Source organism: Marisediminitalea sp., assembly GCF_984433645.1.
The window spans coordinates 1-16,577 of sequence record NZ_CFIDRX010000093.1 but is presented as its reverse complement, the minus strand read 5'-3'; the positions used below and the strand labels follow the sequence as shown (position 1 = coordinate 16,577).

The 16,577-nt window shown below is 44.2% G+C and carries 13 protein-coding genes; 8 read left to right on the top strand and 5 right to left on the bottom strand.

Translation table 11 applies throughout. The features are described 5' to 3' along the window. Positions 1 to 299 precede the first annotated feature (299 nt). From AC4MRN_RS12670 to AC4MRN_RS12660, 3 genes are all read right to left on the bottom strand, one after another. A complete protein-coding gene (locus tag AC4MRN_RS12670; RefSeq protein WP_491203473.1) occupies positions 300 to 1,634 on the bottom strand; it encodes a DEAD/DEAH box helicase in 1,335 nt (444 codons plus the stop codon). A gap of 77 nt (positions 1,635 to 1,711) precedes the next feature. Beyond that, positions 1,712 to 1,924, bottom strand: coding sequence for a transcription antiterminator/RNA stability regulator CspE (cspE, locus tag AC4MRN_RS12665; RefSeq protein WP_073319997.1), 213 nt, complete (start codon positions 1,922 to 1,924; stop codon positions 1,712 to 1,714). A gap of 800 nt (positions 1,925 to 2,724) precedes the next feature. Next, entirely contained in the window at positions 2,725 to 3,327 is a 603-nt protein-coding gene (locus AC4MRN_RS12660; protein WP_475075047.1) for a LysE family translocator, read from the bottom strand. A gap of 260 nt (positions 3,328 to 3,587) precedes the next feature. Between AC4MRN_RS12660 and AC4MRN_RS12655 the strand changes: the two genes are divergently transcribed. Further along, positions 3,588 to 4,994, top strand: a complete 1,407-nt coding sequence (locus tag AC4MRN_RS12655) for an aminotransferase-like domain-containing protein (protein WP_491203472.1) — start codon at positions 3,588 to 3,590, stop codon at positions 4,992 to 4,994. Between the two features lie 684 nt (positions 4,995 to 5,678). On the opposite strand, the gene AC4MRN_RS12650 is transcribed toward AC4MRN_RS12655, so the two are convergent. Beyond that, on the bottom strand, positions 5,679 to 6,995 hold the full coding sequence (locus AC4MRN_RS12650) for a hypothetical protein (RefSeq protein ID WP_491203471.1): 1,317 nt from the start codon (positions 6,993 to 6,995) through the stop codon (positions 5,679 to 5,681). A gap of 596 nt (positions 6,996 to 7,591) precedes the next feature. Between AC4MRN_RS12650 and AC4MRN_RS12645 the strand changes: the two genes are divergently transcribed. Then, positions 7,592 to 8,080: a VanZ family protein gene (locus tag AC4MRN_RS12645; RefSeq protein WP_490402254.1), complete on the top strand. Its 489-nt coding sequence runs from the start codon at positions 7,592 to 7,594 to the stop codon at positions 8,078 to 8,080. A 107-nt stretch (positions 8,081 to 8,187) separates the two neighbouring features. Further along, positions 8,188 to 8,898 (top strand): metallophosphoesterase, encoded by a 711-nt coding sequence (locus tag AC4MRN_RS12640; RefSeq protein WP_490402253.1) that lies wholly within the window; start codon positions 8,188 to 8,190, stop codon positions 8,896 to 8,898. Positions 8,899 to 8,949: 51 nt separating this feature from the next. On the opposite strand, the gene gmd is transcribed toward AC4MRN_RS12640, so the two are convergent. Continuing rightward, the gene (gene gmd / locus AC4MRN_RS12635) at positions 8,950 to 10,065 is read right to left on the bottom strand and encodes a GDP-mannose 4,6-dehydratase (RefSeq protein ID WP_491203470.1); all 1,116 of its coding nucleotides are present in this window, start codon (positions 10,063 to 10,065) and stop codon (positions 8,950 to 8,952) included. A gap of 341 nt (positions 10,066 to 10,406) precedes the next feature. On the opposite strand from gmd, the gene AC4MRN_RS12630 reads away from it, so the two are divergent. The 5 genes from AC4MRN_RS12630 to AC4MRN_RS12610 all read left to right on the top strand — a co-directional run bounded on the left by AC4MRN_RS12630 (position 10,407) and on the right by AC4MRN_RS12610 (position 15,729). Then, positions 10,407 to 10,823: a 3-phosphoshikimate 1-carboxyvinyltransferase gene (locus AC4MRN_RS12630; protein WP_370256110.1), complete on the top strand. Its 417-nt coding sequence runs from the start codon at positions 10,407 to 10,409 to the stop codon at positions 10,821 to 10,823. Beyond that, positions 10,814 to 12,001, top strand: a complete 1,188-nt coding sequence (locus AC4MRN_RS12625) for an outer membrane beta-barrel protein (RefSeq protein WP_490402251.1) — start codon at positions 10,814 to 10,816, stop codon at positions 11,999 to 12,001. The genes AC4MRN_RS12630 and AC4MRN_RS12625 overlap by 10 nt, the downstream gene beginning before the upstream one ends. A gap of 2 nt (positions 12,002 to 12,003) precedes the next feature. Further along, positions 12,004 to 12,555 (top strand): polysaccharide biosynthesis/export family protein, encoded by a 552-nt coding sequence (locus tag AC4MRN_RS12620; protein WP_491203474.1) that lies wholly within the window; start codon positions 12,004 to 12,006, stop codon positions 12,553 to 12,555. 14 nt (positions 12,556 to 12,569) lie between these two features. After that, positions 12,570 to 14,780, top strand: coding sequence for a GumC family protein (locus tag AC4MRN_RS12615; RefSeq protein ID WP_491203469.1), 2,211 nt, complete (start codon positions 12,570 to 12,572; stop codon positions 14,778 to 14,780). Positions 14,781 to 14,961: 181 nt separating this feature from the next. Next, positions 14,962 to 15,729 (top strand): nucleotidyltransferase family protein, encoded by a 768-nt coding sequence (locus AC4MRN_RS12610; RefSeq protein WP_491203468.1) that lies wholly within the window; start codon positions 14,962 to 14,964, stop codon positions 15,727 to 15,729. Positions 15,730 to 16,577: the final 848 nt, after the last annotated feature.

The window sequence follows — 16,577 nt, the reverse complement described above, 5'->3', positions numbered from 1 at the left end:
CGTCATCCCGGGCTTGCCCCGGGACCTACTCAAAAAGGCTGAGATTTCGAAACAACCATTGTTGGATGTTTCCTAAGTTCCCGGATATGCGCTTCGCGATTCCGGGACGACGATGGGAAGGTTCACTAGTTCCCGGATAAATGCTGCGCATTTTCCGGGACGACGGATGGGAATAACGCTGCGGGACTCCAGGACGACAACCATCCCGTCATCCCGGGCTTGTCCCGGGATCTATTCGAAAAGGCCGTGATTTCGAAACAACTTATGTTGGATGTTTCTTTAGATCCCGGATAAAAGAATTAAGCCCGGCTACCGGCGTTAGCCCACGCGCCTTTAGAAGAAGGTGTTGGGGCTTTGCCTTCGCTGCGAGGCTTATTGCCAGAACGCTTAGGAGCGCCAGAACGGCGGCGTGCGGCCTGCCCTTCTCTTGGCTTTTTAGGTTTCTTCGGCTTCTTAACCGTCGCCGCTTTAATTTTTACAGCGTGTGTTGGCAGCGGCTCGGAAGGCTCAAACCCTTCCAAGCTTTCACGTGGAATATTCTGCTTAATAAAGCTTTCGATATCGCGAAGTTCTGCCACTTCGTCAGCACACACCAATGACCAGGCGCGACCGCCCTCACCCGCACGACCAGTTCGACCAATACGGTGAACATAGTTAGCCGGTACATTCGGTAAGTCTAAGTTGATAACCGCAGGCAGGCGGTCAATATCAATACCGCGCGCTGCGATATCGGTAGCCACCAGCACCTGAATAGTACCGTCTTTTAATGCACTCAGTGCTTTAGTACGCGCGCCCTGGCTCTTGTTGCCATGGATCGCCGCACTGCGAATACCCGCGCCAGACAGCTTTCTGACCACTTTGTCGGCACCGTGCTTAGTACGTGCAAAAACAAGCGTTTGCTTGGCGTCGTTTTGCTTCAACAACGCAATCAACGCAGGTATTTTTTGTTGTTTGTCTACCGCTACCAGCTTTTGCTCAATTACTTCAACGGTTGAGTTTTGCGGCGTAACCGACAACTTCACCGGATTATTGGTAACGGATTCAGCCAACGCCATTACGTCTGGCGCAAAGGTCGCCGAGAACAACAAGGTCTGGCGCTTGGCAGGAATAAGTTTCAAAATGCGTTTAATGTCGTGAATAAAGCCCATATCCAGCATGGTGTCGGCTTCGTCTAACACCAGGATTTCCAGCTCTTTCAGCGACACAGCGTTCTGCTGATATAAGTCCAGCAAACGCCCGGGCGTGGCAATTAATACATCCGCGCCTTTTCGTAGTGCCATCATCTGCGGGTTAATACCCACCCCACCAAACACAACGGTACTTCTAATTCGCAAATCAGCGCTGTAGTCACGCACATTCTGACCTACCTGTGCTGCCAGCTCACGCGTTGGCGTAAGAATAAGCGCACGCACTCGTCCACCACGAACATTGCGCGGTGACTCAGACAAACGGTGTAGCATTGGCAGTGAAAAACCCGCCGTTTTACCAGTACCCGTTTGCGCAGACGCCAGTACATCCTGGCCGTTTAAAATAACCGGAATAACTTGCTGCTGGATAGGAGATGGTGTGGTGTAACCTTGTTTAGCAATAGCGCTAAGAATTGGTGCACAAAGCCCCAATTGGGAAAAAGACATTAAGACCTCAGATTGTATTTAGGGATGTAGAACAGAAGAGTGGCTGGCAGACGCAAGACGCGTCTGCCGGAGCGTAATTAGCGTACAACTACCTGAGCCGCTTGAGGGCCCTTGTTGCCTTGCTCAACTACGAACTCAACAGTTTGACCTTCAGTCAGGGTACGGAAACCTTCAGACTCGATAGCGCGGAAGTGTACGAATACGTCTTTGCCGCCGTCAGCTTGAGAAATAAAGCCAAAACCTTTGCTCTCGTCAAACCATTTTACTGTGCCAGTAGATTTATTAGACATAAATAAAGTCCTTACAAATTAATTAAAAGATAAAAGCCTAACGTGCAGAGAAACTATTGGAGCACTGGGGCGTAAATCGGTTGACGTTTATTTATGAATCGAAAGACGAACAAACAAAGAGTAAACAGATGTAGCAAACAAAGTGGAACGACATAGCACCTTCACAAGGCCGCGCGATAGTAACACTCATTTCCAAATCCACCTAGCACAATTTTTAATCGACACGATAAAGTCGGGTTGTTGGGGTGTTTTGTAAGATCCCGGACACATGTCATCCCGGGCTTGCCCCGGGATCTTCGGGACGACAACCTCTCCGTCTTCCCGGGCTTGTTCCGGGACCTATTCAAAAAGGCCGTGATCTAAAAATAACCTTTGCAGGATGTTTCCTAAGATCCCGAATATACGCTGCGCGATTCCGGGACGACGGATGGGGGACATTCCTGTGAATTTCAGGAGCGACAACCTCCCTGCGTCATCCCGGACTTGTTCCGGGACCTTGGCTTGCCCCGGGACCTATTCAAAAAGGCCGTGATTTAAAAAACAACCTTTGTAGGACGTTTCCTAAGATCCCGGATATACGCTGCGCGATTCCGGGACGACGGGGAGTAAGTTACAAGATCCCGGATATGCGCTGCGCGATTCCGGGACGACAACCTCTCCGTCTTCCCGGACTTGTTCCGGGACCTTAGCTTGCCCCGGGGCCTATTCAAAAAGGCCGTGATTTAAAAACAACCTCTGCAGGATGTTTCATAAAATCCCGAATATCGCGGAGCGATTTCGGGACGATGAAGCCTGTAAAGCTAAACAATCAACAACAACGTAGCAGCGGTAACCGCCCCCATTGTTAAATTAAACCCACGGCGGCGCTTGGGTGTGCTCAACCACACGCGGATTTTGGAACCCGCACCGGCCCATAACGAAATACTCGGAAAACCAATTAGTGCAAAGGCAAGCATAATAACGGCACCCGACTGCACATAAAGCTCACCAGGCTGAGCAAACGTACTAACACTGCCCAGCGCCATCATCCAGGCTTTTGGATTAACGAACTGAAATAACGCACTCTCCCACCAGCGCAACGGGCCTTTGTCTTCCCCTGCCACCACTTCAATTTCGCCCACCGGCGCACTGGCAATTTTGTAAGCCAGCCACAACAAATACAACGCGCCCACTACATTCAATACGGAATACAAAACAGGGTACAACGAGAACAACATGCCAAGTCCAAGCAATACACTCAGCAGCAACATGGCTACCCCAAAAACAATACCCAGCATGTGAGGAATAGTGCGTGCGTACCCGTATTGTGCGCCCGACGCCAACAACATTACGTTATTTGGACCCGGTGTAACGGTGGTAATAAACGCGAAGGTACAAATTGCCAACACCAAAGAATGTTCCATAACACTTACTCCTCTTAACAATGCACATGCTGAAATCCCTGACAGACCCATATCCACTTCGAAATACTTCTCAGCCAGTACGCAAATCGTACCCAACGGCAAGCAAACGAGTTAGATGCAGACAACAAAAAATCACCACACACAATCTCTCAATAACCATAACTGTATGGCGCTATTCGCCCAAATCTGTATGGTTATTTAAACCAAAAAGTCAGTGTATAGTAATGTGTATGGTTTCTTAGGGCATATTCAGACACGTCATGACACTCTACGCACAACTGGCCGACCGGCTCAGAGAGCACATACAGCTTGGGGTATTCCACGCTGGCGATAAACTGCCGTCGGTGCGCCAGTTAGCCAATGAGCACGGCGTGAGTATTTCTACCGTACAGGAAGCATACAGACAGCTTGAAATGGAACAACTGGTAGAAGCCCGCCCCAAGTCAGGCTACTTTGTACCACAAAAAAATCCCCTCGTAACAATGCCACGTGTGTCCAGGCCACCACAGCGACCACTTGATGTATCCTTGTGGGAAGACGTACTCAGCATGTTGTTGAATCAGGGCAATGACGCTTTCTGCCAGTTTCAGCATGCCATGCCCGATATGGAAGCCAGTACGTTAAAGCCACTGCTGAAAACATTGTACGAGCTTAACAAAAACCGTCCTTTCGACGGCATGGTATATGGCGATGTGCAAGGCGACTACAGCTTGCGCGAACAACTTACCCGGCTGGCCGCTGCCTCCGGGTGTCAGGTACATCCCGACGAAATCGTGATCACCTCGGGATGTCAGGAGGCGCTGTCTGTATGCTTGCGCACTGTGGCCCAGGCTGGCGACATTATCGCTGTTGAATCACCAGGCTTTTACGGCGCCATGCAGGCCATTAAAGCCGCGAATCTCAAAGCCCTGGAAATCCCAACCGACCCCGCCAACGGTATGAGCATAGAAGCCCTGAAACTTGCTATAGACCAGTGGCCTATAAAAGCCATACTGGTTACGCCAACCGTGAATAATCCGCTGGGTTATGTGATGCCCGATGCCAAGAAAAAAGCCCTGTATCAACTGGCGCGCGAATACGACATTGCCATTATTGAAGACGACATTTACGGTGATATTGCCTTTGAATACCCCAGACCAAAGTCGATTAAATCCTACGACGAAGATGGTCGCGTACTGCTGTGTTCGTCGTTCTCAAAAACCCTCGCGCCCGGCTTCAGAGTAGGTTGGATTGCTCCGGGTAAATACCGCAGCAAAGTTACCCATATTAAGTACGTCACCAGTTCCATGTGCCCCACTCTGCCACAACTGGCAATAGCCAGCTTTATTCGCCAGGGCGGCTACGACAAACACCTGCGCAATATGCGGCAAAAATACCGCAAGGCCCGCGACACCATGTTGAAAGGCATCAAGCAGTATTTTCCTGAAGGCACACTGGTAAGTTACCCGGAAGGCGGGTTTGTGCTGTGGGTTGAACTCCCCAACCAATACGACGCCGTTAAACTGGCTGAACAAGCCAAAACAAAAGGCGTTATTGTAGCCCCAGGACAGCTGTTTTCCGCCACAGGCAAATACCGCAACTGCCTGCGCCTGAATTACAACGACAAAGACAATGACACCCGCATGCGCGGGTTGAAGATTCTCGTGGAAATCATGCGGGCTATGTAGCCCTTCTACGTCATACCACCAACACTTCGTCATCCTTACAACATTTCGTCTTCCCGGACTTGTTCCGGGACCTTAAGCTGTCATCCCGGACTCGTTCCGGGACCTTAGCTCGTCCCGGGACCCAAAGCTGTCTTCCCGGACTTGTTCCGGGACCTATTCAAAAAGGCCGTGCTCTAAAAACTACCTTTGCTGGACGTTTCCTAAGATCCCGGATATGCGCTGCGCGATTCCGGGACGACACACCATTCGTCATCCCGGACTTGCCCCGGGAACCTACTCCAAAAAGCCCGATACGAATTCATATTCTGTGATTTCTTAATTTCCCAAATGTTCGTATTCAATTCGTTAAAGAAAAAACTGGCATAGCTGGTTTTTTTGTTTGCTATGCTACTTGCTTTATTGGCACACTGAGTTTGACGCTTCGACAGTAAAATTTATATACGGCTTAGCGTTTTAATCACCCAACGATATAAGTGTTATAGCAACTCCTAATGGCTATTATCTATAAATAAAAATAAGTGGCCATTTAAGAAATATTGGTATCAAAAAAGCTTGTTAACCATAGCTCACGAAGTATGTTTACACTCCAATGTAACTTACGATAATGCTAAGTTTGGATTGAGTAGTTGTAATTAGATTTTTTCATGCCCCCTTCATTTATCTGGGGGCCATATTTATTGAAGGCTACTCAAAAGTAAATCCAACTGCAAAGAACCAACTACTTTTGTAGGTATCTTTCACCAATTGATCAGGAGAAAGCGCCGAATCAACAGTATGCGGCGGCATATCATCGGTAAACTCTACAGATTTAGAATAGGCTTTATACTCGCCTTTTAATACGTCTTGCTGAGTAATGGCAAGTCCGGCTGTAATTGTTACATTCTGACCAATGATATAACTTATCCCACCGAGTATTCCGGGTTTATCAGGGTCCAAACTTATTCCAGCAGAAGCCCCCCACGAATTGCCTTTCGATCTATATTTATCCGGTTGATAAACATATGTAAACATTGCTGCAGGCATGTACTCAAAACCAGTGTCTGAGTATTTACGTATAAGGAAAGTTTCATCCTCAGTATTATATGCTTCAGTGTAATACGCGTCATTATCAAAATCCTGAATAAACACGTAACTGAGATTATATAACCATACAGTAGGCGGCTCTTCTTCCCATCGATATAACCAACTTTTTGAGCTGCCATTGTAGTTTCTGGTTATTTCAAGAGAGGCACTTTTCCCTTCATAGAAATTGACAGTCACATTTTCTTGAGAGCTTTTTATCGTAACGATAGCTTGATTAAAAAGCTCTGTGCACTCCAAAGAATTGTTTAACCAATTATAGTCATGAAGCTGCGCAATTTCCTTCTTGACTGCGGCAGAGATTTCGTTAACTTTAACCCCACTATCAATTATTCTATTTGCAATACTATTAACCGTGCGGCGATAGTCACCTTTCGCTCGCGAAGAATAACTTTCTAGAGTAGAATTTAACTTATCTAACTCTGAAGAAAAGGCCTTTTCACTATCTGCAGCATATACTCGTGAAAGATTCTGTGAAAATAGCGCATGGCATTCGTTTTGTATTTTGGTGCTTAGATAATCTACAACCAATGGAATTACCTCAGCCGGTAAAATTCCGTCATCCTTAGCTTTCTCTTTTTGATCGAATAGTTTTTGCCCATCTGTCATACCAGCCTTATCGTCCATATTTTCCGTGGGCGAACTCGCAGCCTGAACTCCTAATGCAGGAGCCCCAGGTATATTCGACAAATCGGGTTTTGGTAGACCTGCGATTTCTGGGTAATAGTGTTTTATATATTTCGAATAATCTGCCGCTGGCAACATGTTTTTAATGGTAACAGTTATGGATGATGCGGAAGGCTTTGCAAATGTTTTACCGTCATCATTAGCCAAATCAATACTAACCTGTGCATTTGCTAAAGCCGAAGCCGTAACTCCATTTATTAAAAATAGTCCAACAAGTTTTTTTTTCGTTTTCATTTATATTCCTTAGTGAGTTATCTGGGAAGAACCTCAATAATCTTCTCAAAAAGAAATACAGCCTATCGCCTTGTGACGCCCCTCAGCCTGTATAAACAAAGTAGTGACGAAACAAAGCGCATTCTCTCACTCTTGTATATAGGGCACCGGCCACACTCATAATTTTCCTGAAAACATCTGGTATACATGTACACATCGTCACTACTTCGCAGGTCACCTAACCCCAGATTTGTGGTAAATAATGATTCACCATACGCGCTGTTGTCCTATAAACTCTCAAAAACGTCCATATAGATTCATCCAATACAGATAAACCTACTGAAGTTTATAAAGATCCCGGATATACGCTGCGCGATTCCGGGACGACAACCTCCCCGTCTTCCCGGGCTTGTCCCGGGATCTTCGGGACGACGAATGTGTGGGTGCGTCCCTCCCCGCCATCCCAGAGTTGCCCCGGGGACCTAACAAAAAAGCCACGAAGTAAAAAAAGCCACAACACGCAACTATCAAAGCGAATAAACAATATTACTTAGTAACCCACCACAAAATACGCTATCTTTAGCAAACCGAAGCGCATAAAAAACCCGGCACAGGACATGTCTGTTCAGGAAGAACTCACCACCAAACCACCAAAATCGAAATGGTTTATTCCTTTCCCCATTATTCTGGTGATGGTTTTTTCTATTCTGTCAGTACTATTTTTTATCCCCATTCCCGCTTTTATGAAAGGAAAGCTGGGCAGCGCTATTCTAAACACCGGGCATATCATCTTCTTTTGTATATTTGCCATAGGATTTTACCGCTTTACCAAAGGCAAAAACCGCACGCGCATTCCGCGCTTTTTGTTCATCGTTTTTCTGCTAAGCGTTTTGGTTGAGTTATTGCAAAGCTCGGTGGGCAGAGCCTTTCAGTGGGACGACATACTGCGGAACATTCTTGGTACCATTTTAGGGATCAGTGTACTACTGCACTTCCAGCGCCCGCACAAACCCCACTGGGCATTGCGAATATCTCTAATGATTGGCATTTCAGTAGCCGTAGTTATAGAACGCATTCCCCTGTTCGAAAAACTCATGGCCATGTAATTACCGTTTGAAACAACACGCCGGTGTGAAAGCCCCTCGATTACTGGCATAGTAAGCAGTAACATATACCCAGCAGTAAAAAACAACATTAGTACACCCAACCCACTATGAATGTAAAAACTACCGCAATAAGCAAAGCCCCTTTATGTAAAACCCTCGATATTGCCGACGAGCAACGCGTGTTCGTGGTAGGTGATTTAGACGGCGATTACCAAAAGTTGCAGGCACAGCTGAACAAGGTAAGTTTTAATCCGCAGGACGATGTACTCATTAGCCTGGGCGACATAATAGACCGCGGCCAGGACAGCGCAGAACTGGTTGAGTACTTTCAGGAAATTGGCGCGCATGTTGTGCTGGGGAACCATGAACACATGATGATGGAGGCCCTCATGAGCCGGGACTCCTTTGCAATGCGATTATGGACTCAAAACGGTGGCGCATGGCACCAGTCTGCGTCGGTGCAAACCCTGCTTTCACTGTGCAGATGGTTTATAAAACAGCCACTGGCTATAAAACTCAATTACCAGGGTCACAAAATTGGTATATCCCATACCCTGCCCGTTACCTGGAGCTGGGAAAACATGCCGGGCAACACCGAGGCCTGCGTATGGCCTTTGTTATGGGACAGAGAACGCTTTTTAAAACGCAAACACAACGTTAACCACGGCGTAGACTTTTCAGTGCACGGCCATAACTCCACCCAGGTGTGCTTATGGATAGGCAACTCGTATCATATCGACACCGGCAGATACGGCCACCCTACGGTAATTAACTTGTCTGACACCATTGACGCGTTCAAGCAACTTAACATTAACTAATATCTCAAACGCCTAATGCTCTGGGTGGCGTTTAACCTTTAACGCACCCCGTTATTCTTTGGCAACCGGTACTTCGTAGCCGTGTTTTTTCAGTAACGCATGCTGACGTGCTTTGTGAAGATCAGACGCAACCATTTCAGCACACATGTCTTCCACACTGATTTCCGGCTCCCAACCCAGCTTCTTTTTCGCTTTGGTGGGGTCGCCCAACAGCGTATCGACTTCGGCCGGACGGAAATAACATGGGTCCACTTTTACAATTACATCGCCCACCTTAACGCCTGGCGCTATGGAATTGTCGACCGCGGTAATGGTAGCGATTTCATTCACGCCTTCGCCACTAAAGGCCACTTCAATGCCTGCCTCTTTGCAGCTCATACGCACAAACTCTCGCACCGAAATCTGCTTGCCCGTTGCAATGACAAAGTCTTCGGCCTGTTCTTGTTGCAGCATCATCCACTGCATACGCACGTAATCTTTTGCATGCCCCCAGTCACGCAGCGCATCCATGTTGCCAAGGTACAAACACGGCTCCAGTCCCTGTGAAATATTGGCAATACCGCGAGTAATTTTGCGGGTAACAAACGTTTCCCCACGGCGCGGCGATTCATGATTAAACAAAATGCCGTTGCAAGCATACATGCCGTAAGACTCCCGGTAGTTTACCGTTATCCAATAGGCATACAGCTTGGCGACTCCATAGGGCGAGCGCGGGTGAAAAGGCGTAGTCTCAGTTTGCGGGGTTTCTTGAACAAGCCCGTACATTTCAGATGTCGACGCCTGATAAAAACGGGTTTTCTTTTCCAGCCCCAAAAAGCGAATGGCTTCGAGTAATCGTAACGTGCCCGTTGCATCTACGTCAGCGGTGTACTCAGGCGACAAAAACGACACGGCCACATGCGACTGAGCACCCAGGTTATACACCTCATCGGGCTGCACTTCCTGCAAAATACGGGTTAAGTTCGACGTATCGGTTAAGTCACCATAATGCAAAAAGAACTTTGGATTAGAGTGGCGAGGATCTTCGTAAATATGATCAACCCGCTCGGTATTGAACAAAGAAGCGCGTCGCTTGATACCGTGAACCTCATACCCTTTCTCTAACAACAACTCAGCTAAGTATGAGCCATCCTGGCCGGTTACACCGGTAATTAGCGCTTTTTTCATAGAGCTTCTCTGCTTTCCCTTTGAGGTTAAACTTTGTACACCCATAATAGCAATCTCGCGCGCGCAAAAACCACTGTTAATTCATAATTATCCACTGCCCCTACCACTTGTTAATCACAAACAACGACACACTGATTTCGCAATCTCATCAACCAGTGGGCTAAACCATCACAATACTGTAAGATGTTGGATAGATAATTGCATTGCAAAACGATAAACGGACTTGTAAGTTGTAGCTCATAAGGCGTGCTACACTTTTTTGTATGCAAAATGCGCCAAAATGTTGCAATATGTAGCACTTATTCGGTGCAAATAATAATGGGTACATAACAGGGATCACGGTGAATAGAAGTACATCTCAAACTACTAACGATCCAGCCTTACAAAGCATACTAGACAGAATGCCGAAAGAGGTTGCTGATTCTTTTACCGAAGAACAGCTTTCGCACCTTCACAGCGCGCTGGGTGCCAGAAGTTGGAAAAAGCACTCTTTAGACATTCGTTCTACCTTCCCTGTACCGTTTATCAAGCGACGAATTTATTTTGTTTTACTTATGGGCCGAAACCGTCGGGATCTTACTCGTCGGGAAAAGCAATTATCAGCTATTACATTTGCGTTGTTCATTGCCGCATTTATTGGGGCGTCAACGCTATTTGGATTGTTAGTCTTGTATTTAATCAAGTCGGCGCTCGGAATTAATTTATTTGAAGGTTTTTCCCTGGGTATCTGGGGTTGGTTCAAGGATTTATGGAAGTAACAGGAATGCGTAACCAAACAAAATTTGCTTTATCACTGCTCACGCTAGCACTATCAAGTTCAATGGCGGCAGCACAGGAAGATAACACTGGATTCACAGCTAAAGCTGATACAACTATTGGTTATGACGATAATATTTACCGTGTCACTGACGAGCTTGCAAATTCAGACAACTTCCTAACAGTTGCTCCAGTGTTAAATATGGCTGGAGGGTTTGGTAAGCAGCGGTTTGAGCTAGCCTATGACGGCGAATATACAAAGTTTTCTGATTCAGAAGATGCTGATTATTACGACCATAACTTCCAAGCCAGAGCGATTTTTGATCACACTCTAAGATTCGGCAGCAGATTCGAAGTTGGTTACAGCAAGGAACACGAAGATCCCGGTTCTATAAACAGAATTCAGTTGAACATAACCGAGTATAACAAATATAACCAAAACTATTTTTTGGCCGGTTTAACATACGGTCAAGCCTCCTCAATTGGTCAAATAGCATTTAATTACAGAAGAACTGATCGTGATTACTATACAAACGACCTAGACTTCTTGGATTTCGTAAATGATCAAATCACCGGTCGATTTACATACAGAATTGCGCCAAAAACACGAATTTATTTAGAAGCTGTAATAAGTGACATTGACTATGATCCACCGGAAGGTTTTACAGAGATAGATAACAAGTATAAGCGGTACAAGGCTGGGTTAAGTTGGGATTTCACTAACAAGTTATCAGGCGACGTAAACGTTGGATATCAAGATAGAAACTATGAAGTAGATGGCCTTCAAGACATAAGCGGCTTGGCATATGACGGTAATATTACATGGTCGATGAACACCTACACCAAACTAGTTGCCGAAGCAAAGAGAGAATCAGTAGATTCGAGTCTAGAAGATACTGGTGGCTTTTTAAGAACTAGCTACTCGCTGAGTTTACAGCATGAATTAACTGAGCTTCTGAAGCTAAATGCCGATCTTGGATACGGCAAAGACGAATTTGTATTTAACCAAAATCGACAAGATAAAAGGTTAGCTTATCAGCTTGGTTTGGAATATGAAGTATTGCGCTTCCTCTCGGTATCTGCAAATTATATGCACCAAGAAAGGGATTCCACATTAGCAACTGCTGAATTTGATGCAAATGTCATCAGCTTAATAGCTACATTTACTCTGGAGGATTAGTGATGGTTATTAGCAATACGTTTCGCAATAGTTTCAAAATTCTACTGACTATCCTTGTTATGGGAATTGCTTGCCAGATAAATGCGCAAACATTAGATGATTATAGACTTGGATCAGACGATGTAATTTCTGTGAGCGTTTTTGATGAACCGGACCTTAGCTTAAAAGAGGCACGAGTTTCGAGTACGGGCAGCATAGCTATGCCTTTAATTGGGCAAGTGGCAGTAAGAGGTATGACCGTAGCCGAAGCAGAAAAGCAAATACATGATTTGTATCTTGGCGACTACCTAAAGAAACCAGACATAACTATTACAATCGTAGAGTACCGCCAATTCTACGTAAACGGTGAAGTTAACAAACCTGGAGGTTACAGCTATAGAGAAGGTATGACAGTTCAGCGTGCTATAACATTGGCTGGAGGCTTCACAGAAAGAGCATCAAGAAGCAAAATCAGATTAATGCGAGAAAATAGTAATGGGCAAACCATTAACGCACAGCTGTCAACAACAGTGCAGCCTGGCGACGTAATAACAGTCGATGAAAGCTTCTTCTAAAAGGACGTAATGAAATGCAGTTAATGGACTCTTCTCAGACATGGCAAGCCAAACAAGATACTATTGATATCAGTCAGTACATTAGGATCTTGAAGCGAAGAAAATGGTCAATCATCCTCGTTACATTCCTCAGTTTAGTTTTAGGGGTTTATTACTTAAGTAAAGCTACTCCAATTTACCAAGCTTCAGCAAAAATCCAGGCTGATCCTGTTCAACCAAACGCATCTGCTCAAGATCAATACATTATGAACTCCATGGTGTTTCTATTTTATGAAACACAATACGAGATAATTCAGTCGCGAAAAGTAGCTGAAACAGTTGTTGATAAACTCGATCTGGTAAATAAATACAAAGTTGAATTAGAAGAGTTGAAAGCTGAAGGTGGGAACAAAGGTTTATTAGACCCACTAAAGACTTTTATCAAAGGCTTTATTGCAGATGAAGAAGAACAAAAATCTGGCCCCGTTGAATTGACTGATAACCAGTTGAGAACGATGCTAGCGCAGGCTATTCAAGCAGGACTTAGCGTCTCAGGTGGCACTCAAAGCCAGATAATAAATATTAGTTATCAGAGTGAAGATCCACTTCTTGCAGCCGAAATTGTCAACGCGATTAGTGAGTCTTATATCGAATTTGGTTTAGAAGCGCGCTTGAGCCAGATAAAGGACACTGCAGAATGGTTGAGCGAGCAATTAGAGGAGCTCCGAGTAACTCTTCAAGAGTCTGAAGATAAGCTAAGAAACTTCAGGTTATCACAGAACTTAATGGACACTGAGCAACAACAAAGAATTGCCAACACACAATTACAAACTTTAAATACCGAATTAGTAAGAGCACAAACACAGTTATCTGAAGCACAGGAAATTTATTCTCAAGTCCAACAATTAGAACGTGAAGGCGGCGATTACAGAGCTTTAGGTCCTGTCTTACAGAGTAATACAATTCGCGACTTGGTAAGGGAAGAAAGTACATTATCCAGAAAAGTACAGGAACTAAGTGAAAGATACGGTGAGAAGCACCCGAAAATGATTGCAGCACGGTCTGACTTAGCGAGCGCTCAAGCTAACTTAGACAGGGAAGCTTTAAAGATTGTTGAAAACATTCGCAAAGAATATCGCCTTGCTCAAGTTCAAGAAAAGAACATTCGAGATCTCATCACACAAACAACTACTGAGCTACAGTCATATCAAGGTGATTCATTTGAGTTAACTAGGTTAGAAAGAGAAGTAGAAAATAACCGCCGTGTGTATGAAAGCTTTTTAGGCAAGTTAATGGAAGCTGATGTATCGGGTGATTATGATGCTTCGAATATAAGAATTATCGACAATGCAACCATCCCTGAGTACCCGGTAAAACCGCGTGGTGCCCTCATAATTGCTGCTAGCCTTGTTTTTGGTGCATTCTTCGGCGTTGTATTTGCGTTTGTAAGAGAGCTAATGGGCAACGTATTCAGAACACCAGACCAACTTGAACAAGAATTGTCTTTACCTTCACTAGGTATAACCCCATTAGTTAAGAAGAAAAAAGGCAACGTTGCTCCAGAGAAGCAATACATTGCTGATCAACGTAGTACGTTTGCCGAGGCTATCAATACAATTAGAACAGGTTTAATGTTTTCTAATATAGATAACCCTCCTAAAACAATTCTGATTACTTCAACCAACGGCTCTGAAGGTAAAACCACATTGGCAATCAACCTGGCCGTTGCGTTGAGTCAAATGGACAAAACCTTGTTAATCGAAATGGACTTACGCAAACCAGCTGTAGGCCGAGATTTAGGCATTAAAGCTGATATGGGGCTTAGTGACCTTCTGAGTGGGAAAACAGACACCAACGTATTTCACCAGGTTGAAGGAGCTCCAAATCTAAGCGTAATTACTTGTGGAACAATTCCACCCAATCCAATGGAGTTAATCTCCAGCAAGCGATTTGCAAATCTTCTGCAATCATTGCGCGACCGTTTCACACATATTGTCATTGATAGCCCACCAACACTCCCGGTTAGTGATTCATGCGTACTGGCAAAAATGGTAGACGCAACAATAGTAGCGGTCAAAGCAGAAGAAACAAAAATCAGCATGGCCAAAGAAACCATAACTCGCCTTAGTAAAGTTAACGCAACAATTACTGGCGTTGTGCTAACTCAAGCCTCACCACAAAAAATGAGTTATTACGGAGAGCACTATTACCAAGATAGCTATTACGGTGTCGAGCCCTCGAAATAATCCTGTAGAAGATGCTCAAGTTACTAACTCACTATCTACAACACTATGGCAGCGCGGAGATAAATTACACTATTTCGGCGCTGCAATCTGGCTTAAATAGACTCATCATTGTTCGTCAAAAAACAAAGAGAGTCAGAAACTTCACGTATGCAACCCACCCCGAACGTTCTACCATAACGTTATGAATAACTTCAAAACTGCAGCTTTTCAGTTAATGGTTTCAAAAGAAATCAAAGAACTGGTTTTGACATTCGAAAAGAGAAGTATCAAGTTACTCTTAATAAAAGGTTTCCCGCTTTCTAAGCTGATATACGAAACCGAGTCCGAACGGCAATACGCAGATGTTGATATTTACATCGACAAAACCAACCTCCCACAGGCTATTGAAGCTCTTGAATCGCTTGGATACGCCAATATTCGAGGTTGGATACCCGAGAGTATTGCTTTACAAATCCCAATGCGTAAAAGCGCTTCTGGGATCAATATCGATATCGACTTACATTACGAATTAACTTCTTTTCCTGTGATTAATAATGAGTTCTCATTTTTAAACTGTTACGAAAATAGCATCGACTTCAACGTTACTGAAGACACTACAGCAAAAACGTTCTCATACGAAGACGCTTGGTACTTTTCTGTTTATCACCTAATGCTAGAAAGGAAGAGAGGTAACGACAACACTTCAAGATGGGAAACTGATATTGAAAAGCTACGGCCTTACACCAAACTAATCAAAGATAACGCAGTTAAGAATATCGACAAAACACACCCATTCTACAAAGAGTTATCTACATACTCCGCTGGAAAATTTGATTTCTTAAAGTTTAAATTCTTAAACTGCAATAATAGATTGAAATTTATTAAAGAAACTCTTTTCCCACCAAAAGGCGAACTTAGCTATACCAATAAATATACCAGCAGAATCAGCAGGCTACTTAAAGTTAAGTAGTCTTCTGTAAATATTTACCTTTAAGGTAGTATTCACCAAATACGCGTAGTAGATGTTCGTAAACACGATACTAGCTGAGCTTAGAATACACGCAAAAACAACAGTGTTGTAATCAGAGAGCAATGTACCAGCCAATACTATCGCGAACAGAACGTAAAATTGAATCTTCCTAGCATATTCAAACTTGCCACTTAATAACAATAACCTCAATGAAGGGCCTGTTGCACAGTTCACTAATTGCGAGACAAACAAGATAGACAGAGCAAAATAATTCAACTTTTCAATCAAGTTCAAGAATTCAAAAAGATAAGAGACTGTTGCCAACAGAAATATTGATGCAAATACTGAAAAACCAGTGGACATTATAATGAATTGCCCACACCGCTTTTCTAGAAGTGCAATATTCCCGTCCTTAAAATCCTTAGCGATTTTAGGATTGTAAACAGATGTAATCGCAATTAGTACAAATCCCAACACTAGTGAAATACGTTGTAGTAATGTATAGGATGTAACCTCTGAACTAGATGGTGAAAAGTACAACAAAATCTGTGGAGCCCATATCAATAAATTTTGTACTAACGCAAAACTCATATAGTTAAAATTCAGCTTAAATAGTAACGTTAACTTTTTCGAAGGCGCTAGTAATTTAGAAAAAGTGCCGATACCAAAAAAACTTACTAGCAATGTAATTGCTGCGGAAACCAAGCATATTAATAGAAAAGTAGATATGTCGAAGGTTAGGTAGCTAAAACTAAACAAGTGAATAACAATCACTAAAATACTGAATAGAGTATTTAAATACACCGAGTGGAGAATATAATTCCCTTCAGCTTGATGAAAGTAAGAAT